This window comes from Aneurinibacillus aneurinilyticus ATCC 12856 (assembly GCF_000466385.1).
In the GTDB taxonomy this organism is placed as follows: Bacteria; Bacillota; Bacilli; order Aneurinibacillales; family Aneurinibacillaceae; genus Aneurinibacillus; species Aneurinibacillus aneurinilyticus.
The window spans coordinates 1-7170 of sequence record NZ_KE952704.1; the positions used below are offsets into that span (position 1 = coordinate 1).

The following is a 7170-nucleotide window of genomic DNA, read 5'->3' on the forward strand; positions in this document are numbered from 1 at the left end:
CGGCACGAATGTAATAAAGGTGGTGGTCTGTGTATACTCTTTTGTTTCCGACAAGCTCTAAAGGGGGAACCATCCCTATTTGTGTGTAGTACCTGACTGTACGTAAATTTATATTCTGACCTTCACTCTGTAAAATATCTGTAATTTGTTTTGCTGTATAAGTATGCATAAGGGTCACCTCTTTTCGTACAGTTAACTGTTTCAAAAACTCTAAAGTGTTATAGTTACAGTATACTGTGACTATAAGAAATTAGTCAACCAAATAGTGGAATTGATTATTAAGTGATGCACTAACGAATAAAATTCTTTATAATTATTGATTTCGCAAACTAGAGCGAAGCTAACACCACTCCTTACAAAAATACTTAAGGAATACTTAAGAAAAAATAGCACTTTTTGATAAGATACTGCTCCTATACTCATTACTATAATAATCAACAAAAGAAGGAGACAAGCAGAGATGATATATCCACGATTACAATTTCTTACTCAATTTTTAAAATATCCACGTACAATTGGGAGCATTACGCCTAGTTCTTCTTTTTTAGCAAAAGCTATGGTTACACCTGTATCTTGGGAAGATACGGAGGTTGTAGTAGAACTCGGTGCCGGCACCGGGATATTCACAAAGTATATTGAACAAAACATGAAGCCAGCAAGTCGGGCTTATATTTTCGAGAAAAACCTTCCCCTACAAAAAAAACTTAAGCAACACTACCCTGCTTTTTCTCACTATACAGATGCAAAAAATATGTCCGCTGTTCTGTGCGAAACAGGAGAGAAAAGTGCCGATGTCATTATCTCTGGTCTTCCCTTTACTGTATTTCCTAAAGAACTAACGACACAAATTATGAATGAAGTGATAAAAAGCTTAAAGCCGGGGGGACTTTTTATTACCTTTCAATATTCTCTTCATATGAAAAAACGATTACAAGCCGATTTTTCTACTATTGAACTCCGGTTTGTTCCATTCAATATCCCTCCCGCCTTTGTCTATATTTGTCGGAAATAAAAGCACAGCGAAAAATATGGAAAATATGCTTTACTTTTTATTTTATCTACCGAAATAATTGTATATAGATACATCTGATTTAATAAATCGACACATGTTTGTGGTGAAAGGTAAGAAAAGAAGGAAGGGCGGTGGAAGCGGTCGGAAAAAGACACGCTGGCCTTTCTTCTGTCGGAGTGCAGGGCGCATCCATCCTCTTCTTTTTTCCGGATCTCCTCCTTCCAACCACTTGAACTTTTGTTACTACGTCAAGTAAATTCCATATAGACACGCAAAATACAAAAAACTCCCAAGGAAGTTTTAGGTGAATAAAAATGTCGAGGAATATAAATCTTCTTCTTGTTGATGATGATCGGGAAATTCGTAATTTAATTGAAATCTATGCCAGAAACGAAGGATATACCATCTTTCATGCACAAGATGGGCTGCAGGCGATACAGCTTGTCGAAAAGCACTCCATTGACTTAATTATATTGGATATTATGATGCCAAATATGGATGGAATAACAGCCTGTATGAAAATCCGAGAAAGGAAGCAAATGCCTATTATTATACTTTCAGCTAAAAACAAAGATATGGATAAGATTACAGGGTTAAGCACGGGTGCAGACGATTATGTAACGAAACCTTTTAATCCACTTGAACTGATCGCACGCATAAAGTCACAACTGCGCCGATATCATTCTTTTTCTTCTACTACTAAAAATACAGATGAGATTGAGATCGGAGAATTGCGGATTAAAGAATCGACACATCAAGTATTTGTTAGAGAACAGGAAATAGCCATGACTCGACTCGAATTTATGATTTTGCATTTATTAGCTCAAAATCGGGATAGGGTATTTCCAATTGATCAGATTTATGAGGCTGTCTGGAAAGAACCTTCTACTCAAACAGCAAATAATACTGTCATGGTACACATACGAAAAATCAGGGAAAAAATTGAGGAAAATCCAAGACAGCCTCGATACATCAAAACAATTTGGGGAGTGGGATACAAAATTGAGGCGTGTTCTTGAATATGCTAAGATAAGCTTTCGTATTCAGCTTATTGTAATTTGCTTTTTTTGTGTATTTATTGCGTCTGGTGTTAGCAATTATATAAATAGCCAGAATGTAAGGAAAGCTCAACAACTTACACCCATCTCACCAGAGGAAGTGCAGCGAATCGGAAACAAAATAGCAACTAGGCTGAGTCAAACTCCACATTCTTTTATACAAAGCATGTTAAATCAAGCATCTTCTACTGAGCAGGTTACCCTTATTGTTTCGGATGTAAAAGGAAACGTCCTTTACGACGCTCCCCATCAAGAACGGAAACAAATTGATATCTATGACATTCAAAAACAAGTCGCTCGATATGTTGAGCAATCTCCTGGCACCCACCCGATTTATACCATAACGCCAGTTCGAATAGCTGAGGCTAATCTGTATGTCATTGTGCAAAAAAACGCAGACGCGAAAAGAATGCATGAATACTATACAAGAGGCAGTGTACTGCCTGCCATGATTTCCTTTGGCATTTTTCTTGCCGTATTTTTTTTCTTATTTTATATGTTAACACGAAAGAAAATGAAGCAAATTGAAGAACTTTCTCAAGCAATGACCGCCATTTCTCAGGGAAACCTGGATTATCGGGCACCGGAAATAAGCAGAGATGAACTGGGGCAGCTAGCAAGAGAGATTAATCATATGTCTGCGGAATTACGAAGTATAAAAGAGACAGAACAGGAAGCGGAAAAAGCAAAACAAAAGCTGATTACGAATGTGTCACATGATTTACGAACGCCTCTGACCTCAATTATTGGTTACTTGCAAATTATAGAGGAGAGAAGATATCGTTCAGAAGAAGAAAAAACTCATTATTTATCTATTGTGACGCAAAAGTCCAAAGCTCTTAAAAAACTCATTGATGACTTATTCGAATATACAAAACTGAGCCGCCATATGATCAAGTTCCATAAAGAAACGATTCCGATCAATCGTTTGCTTGCACAATTAACCGAGGAAATGATTCCTCTTGCAGAAGAAAACGAACTGAGCTTTGAACAAAACTACTCTGAAAGTGGGCTGCTTGTCCACGGCGATCCACATCAAATTGTACGAGTATTTGAAAACTTACTTATAAATGCCATAAAGTACAGTAACCCTGGTGTCATAAAGATACAATCAAGTAAGATCGATACTGATGTAATAATAGAAATTCAGAATAAGGGAACACCTATTCCTCAAGAAGTATTACCCCGTCTTTTTGAACGGTTTTATAAGGTCGATCCGTCACGGGCTTCCTCGCCAAATAGCTCCGGACTTGGACTCGCCATTGCTAAGAGTATTGTCGAGCTACATGGAGGTCAAATTTGGGCGGAGTGCCGTGACAACATGATCTCCTTTTTTGTTCGCTTTCCTTTATGTAACGAGTAAGACAAAGCAGAATATGTAATCACGCGATCCTCGTTGACATCCAACGAGGCTTTTTATTATAAGGATATGATCGAGATACGTGTAAAATTCTATCATAAGCATTAGCGAACAAGGAACGGTGATGGAAGATCGAAACGCTAATCATCATCAATATAATTAAAAAATCCATTGCACTAAAATCATGTAGATAATCGTTCCCCCTGCTATAGAAAGAAGCATATTTTTCTTCCAGAAGTGAAGCAATGCAACTACCACTACCGCAATAAATTCAGGGATACCGTGACTGCCAGATAATAAGCTCACATCCTTGAAACAATAAATGACCAAAAGTCCTAATACCGCCGAGGGTAGCACTTTGCCCAGATACTGAACATACTTTGGTGTGGATTTACCCGGTGGGAAAACGGCAAATGGAAGAAACCTTGTAAGCATTGTGCCTAATACAACCATAGCAATTGTGATAATTTGCTGCGTTACACTCATAGTCATACGGTAACCTCAACTTTCTCCAATGGTCTTCTAAGAACGGTAAGTATCCCCAGAATCGCAAGCATAGCAGGGATAATGAAGTTGTTTCCGCCAAAAATAATTAGGCTGACAGTTGAAAGTCCAAGCCCTGCGAGAGAACTATGGTGCTTTTTCTCTTTCATCCACTGTTCAATGAAAATTACAACAAAGAGAGCTGTCATAACAAAATCAAGCCCTTCTGTATTGAACTGTACAAGAGATCCAAAAATACCACCAATCGCTGCCCCGATGACCCAATAGGAATGATTGAGCAGTGTCACGAAGAACATAAACCATCCCTTATCCACATTCATTGGAACATCAACGGTATAATTGATAGAAAAAGACTCATCGCACAGCCCATAAATCAAATAAAACTTTTTCTTTCCGGTTTTCTTATACTTATCCAGCATAGAAATGCCATAAAACAAATGTCGTGCGTTCACCATTAAAGTTAGAAAAAGGGCGTTAATCGGATTGAACGCAACAAGCAATAAATGGGCTGCAACAAACTCCATTGATCCTGCAAATATTATTAGACTCATCATGATTGGGTAAACTGCATTGAAACCTAATGAATTCATATAGATTCCATAAGCGATTCCCAAAAATAAAAAGCCTGCAAAAATGGGGACTGTATATGGAAAAGCCGAACAAAATGCAATCCATACTTGATTTCTTTTTTTCATATGATTCACATCCTTAATAGCCAACTTTATTCCATACAAATTTAACACATGAAATACATACAATGAACAAGATAATTGTATGGATTACAATTTTCCTTGACAGAAATAAATTCCCCCTATTTCGATAAAACAATGGGGAATAGATGTGCTGCCTTATATCAAACAGACTCTTTTAAAGCCGTCGTAAATTCCATACAATAAATGATATGATTGTATGGAATACGGTATAAGAGGTGTAGTATGCCAGTAAATTCATTTGATAATTATCCAATGTCTTGGAAACCTGATAAGAAAGCATTAAAGCGTCCTTTTTATTATTCTATTGCGTCACTACTTGAACAGGATATTATAAATGGCTTTTTAGCACCGGGCACAAAATTACCACCACAGCGAGAATTGGCAGATTTTCTTGACTTAAACTTTACCACTATTACCCGCGCCTACAAACTATGCGAGTTCAAGGGCTTGATTTATGCAGTTACCGGGAGCGGAACCTTTGTTGCTCCTAATGCTGCCCGTTCTATTACTATTTCCACAGACAAAATTACAGACTGTATTGAACTTGGTTTTGAAGCCTCTTTTGAGCAAACCAATGGTATTGTAGCAGAGGTTATTCAAAAGGTCGCGGACAAAAGTTATTTGGAGAAGCTACTGAATTACAATGATCCGACTGGTATTCCACATCAAAAAACGGCAGGGCTAAACTGGATGAAATCTTTCGGTATTCATGCAGACCAGGAACATATAGCGATTGTTTCCGGCGCCCAAAATGCGTTGGCAATTACATTAACTGCGTTGTTTGAACCTGGTAATCGCATTGCAACCGACCTATACACTTATTCAAACTTTATCGAGTTAGCAAAAATGTTCCATATTCAGTTAGTGCCTATTCCCGGTGATCAGTTTGGAATGCTGCCAAACGAACTTGAAAAGCAATGTTGCCAAACAAAAATTCATGGCATTTTTCTGATGCCCTCTTGCTGTAATCCCACCACAGTTATGATTTCAGATTTTCGAAAGCATGAATTAGCGGTGGTCATCCGCAAGCATCATTTAATTTTGATCGAGGATGATATTCATGCATTTCTGACGGCAGGTATTATCTCCGATTATCAGCAGCCAATATTCAATTTACTTCCAGAACAGAGCGTATATATTTGCGGCACCACTAAGTCCATATGCTCGGGATTAAGAGTCGCCTATATGGTCTATGGGGATGCGTTACGTGAGAATATTTTGCAGGCTATTTTTAACGTCAATGTAAAAACATCCTCTTTAGATGCAGAGGTTATCACGGAGCTTATCTTATCAGGAAGGGCTCATGAAATTGTTTTCCAAAAGCAACAGCTTGCACAGTCTGCAAATAATATGTATTTCGAATATTTTCCTCTTAGTAAGCCTGTTGGACATCCTCTTAGTTTTTATCGTTGGCTTTCTATTCAAGAGCATTATGATGCGGTACAGTTGGAGACGGATTTGAAGAGACGCGGTATTCGAGTTTTTCATTCTGATCGTTTTCTCAGCGGCCCTACTACACCTAATAAGTATTTGCGTGTTGCGCTTTCCTCGACAAACTCATTAGATGAGTTGAAAATAGGGTTAGAAACACTAAAACAGTATCTCGGCTAATTCAAGAAGGACAAAATCTTATGCGTATATATTTCATTGCAATGCAGCATAAGTTCAAAAGAACCGCTCTCCCGGAGCGGTCCCTTTTACCTTTCAACATTATTAGATTAATTGCCTATCTTGTCATTTATCTAGGTATTGTATTTACATAGTTGGAACTGGCTGTTGTACCGTTTGATAAAAATTACCCATCGTTTGAAGAGTTGTTTGTGGAGCTGCTTCTAATGGATAGTAACCTTTCTTAACCATCCACTGCCATACATCATAAGCATGACGGGAACTCATACGAAAAGCATCTTCCAAAAACGTACGTATTTCCGGATTTGCTGCTTCCATAGCTGCCCACGCATACTCACGACCTGCACGTTTTAATGTTAATAAATAGGCAGTGGCGATTTCCCGATCATTAAAGTCCTGCACTTGTGTTCTTGGCATGACTGGAGGATAGGACGTTGCAGGTGATTGCGTATAAGATTGCAGAGATTGATTAAGTGTAGGAACTTGAAGCTTTGTTGTTGCCCCGGCAACATTTCCTAAGTACTCTGCCTTCATATTGTAATCTTGAATATGGAGCGGAAAATGCCGCTCGATAATCCCTCTTAGCTCTGCATCCTGTACGTGTTGCAAAAAATACGCCATATTTGTGATGGAATTTACACAACTCATGGCAAGTTCATGCAAATCATGTGCTTCATGTGCTGCTAATTGCATAGTAAACACTCCTTCATCAAAAAAATAAGCAACTACTTACATAGGATGTTGTAAAGGTTTGTTTTTAATACTATAAAAAATACAAACCAAAAAGGCCTCTCCCCGGAACGGCCCTTTCGCTTGCGCTTATTCTTTTCTCTTGTGCTCATCATATCACACCTCACTTTTGCATGTGAACTACCCACCACTTAAAACCTGACG

Annotated in this window: 8 protein-coding genes; 4 read left to right on the forward strand and 4 right to left on the reverse strand. The window is 38.2% G+C overall.

All coding sequences use genetic code 11. The features are described from left to right. Positions 1–169 (reverse strand): MerR family transcriptional regulator (locus tag HMPREF0083_RS29690; RefSeq protein ID WP_021619792.1); only part of this gene is annotated, 169 nt, incomplete at its 3' end. Between the two features lie 291 nt (positions 170–460). On the opposite strand from HMPREF0083_RS29690, the gene HMPREF0083_RS04100 reads away from it, so the two are divergent. From HMPREF0083_RS04100 to HMPREF0083_RS04110, 3 genes are all read left to right on the forward strand, one after another. After that, positions 461–1012, forward strand: coding sequence for a class I SAM-dependent methyltransferase (locus tag HMPREF0083_RS04100; RefSeq protein ID WP_021619793.1), 552 nt, complete (start codon positions 461–463; stop codon positions 1010–1012). A 314-nt stretch (positions 1013–1326) separates the two neighbouring features. After that, entirely contained in the window at positions 1327–2031 is a 705-nt protein-coding gene (locus HMPREF0083_RS04105) for a response regulator transcription factor (RefSeq protein ID WP_021619795.1), read from the forward strand. Then, on the forward strand, positions 2015–3433 hold the full coding sequence (locus tag HMPREF0083_RS04110; RefSeq protein ID WP_021619796.1) for a sensor histidine kinase: 1419 nt from the start codon (positions 2015–2017) through the stop codon (positions 3431–3433). Before HMPREF0083_RS04105 ends, HMPREF0083_RS04110 begins: the two co-directional genes overlap by 17 nt. 156 nt (positions 3434–3589) lie before the next feature. Here the strand turns inward: HMPREF0083_RS04110 and HMPREF0083_RS04115 are convergent, their stop codons facing one another. Continuing rightward, positions 3590–3922, reverse strand: coding sequence for a branched-chain amino acid transporter permease (locus HMPREF0083_RS04115; protein ID WP_021619797.1), 333 nt, complete (start codon positions 3920–3922; stop codon positions 3590–3592). Further along, entirely contained in the window at positions 3919–4629 is a 711-nt protein-coding gene (gene azlC / locus HMPREF0083_RS04120; protein WP_040301439.1) for an azaleucine resistance protein AzlC, read from the reverse strand. The genes HMPREF0083_RS04115 and azlC overlap by 4 nt, the downstream gene beginning before the upstream one ends. Before the next feature lie 240 nt (positions 4630–4869). Here azlC and HMPREF0083_RS04125 point away from each other — a divergent pair, with 240 nt between their 5' ends. Continuing rightward, complete coding sequence (locus HMPREF0083_RS04125) at positions 4870–6258, forward strand: aminotransferase-like domain-containing protein (protein WP_021619799.1); 1389 nt, start codon at positions 4870–4872, stop codon at positions 6256–6258. Positions 6259–6402: 144 nt separating this feature from the next. On the opposite strand, the gene HMPREF0083_RS04130 is transcribed toward HMPREF0083_RS04125, so the two are convergent. Continuing rightward, positions 6403–6969 carry a spore coat protein gene (locus HMPREF0083_RS04130; RefSeq protein WP_021619801.1) on the reverse strand — a complete coding sequence of 189 codons (567 nt, stop codon included), beginning with the start codon at positions 6967–6969 and terminating at the stop codon, positions 6403–6405. Between the last annotated feature and the right edge of the window lie 201 nt (positions 6970–7170).